1 protein-coding gene is annotated in these 715 nt (G+C 47.0%); it reads right to left on the reverse strand.

What is annotated here, in order from left to right; genetic code table 11:
• Positions 1 to 560, reverse strand: a 560-nt coding sequence (locus PCORN_RS16725) for an immunoglobulin-like domain-containing protein (protein ID WP_149024413.1), incomplete at its 3' end; no start/stop codon positions are given.
• Between the last annotated feature and the right edge of the window lie 155 nt (positions 561 to 715).

The raw sequence follows: 715 nt of genomic DNA on the forward strand, positions 1-715 counted from the left end.
GGGCTTCCTAATATATAGGTCGCTGTCGCAAGTCTCAGGTGGTAATCCACAATCGGCACCACGCGGCGTGCTAGCTCCACATAATTACTATTCACGCCCACGATTTCCAGCAACACCCGGTCGTTCTTAATCACATCTGGCACCAGACCTGAAAATGTAAACGTCCCCTGTGATGTTTGCGCTTGTTGCTTCACGCCGCCATCCACCCACAAACGTACCTTCGAAATAGCTCCACCAAACGTTCCCTGATATGTATCTTCACCTAAAACATAGTCTGATACCAGTAGTCGTTCGTCTTTGATGCTTAACGGATATGTTTTACGTACCACGCCTTGCGCGTCAATCCCTACAATTTCAACCATATCCTCGTTGTTTTTTATCCATGCCGTCATATTTGTAAAGGTATACATGCCGTTGCCTTTTGTCGCCGTGGCTTTTTGTACCTTATTTACCACCAGTGCGATTGTATGAATATGCTCGCCGTAACTTCCAGCGTAAACCGCCTGATCCAACACATACGTCGATCCCGATAGGGAGAAATCATACACCAAAACGGGCACCCGATAACGCTCGATATGCTTCTCTTGTTGGACCGCAATGACATCGACGGTATCCTTCGTTTGAATCCTATATTTTTTTCAACCCTGTAAAAGTATACACGCCGCCTGCTGTGGTCGCTTGTACAGCCGTACCATTGATCAGGATGCGCACTTTA

Source organism: Listeria cornellensis FSL F6-0969 (genome assembly GCF_000525855.1).
GTDB classification, from domain to species: Bacteria; Bacillota; Bacilli; order Lactobacillales; family Listeriaceae; genus Listeria_A; species Listeria_A cornellensis.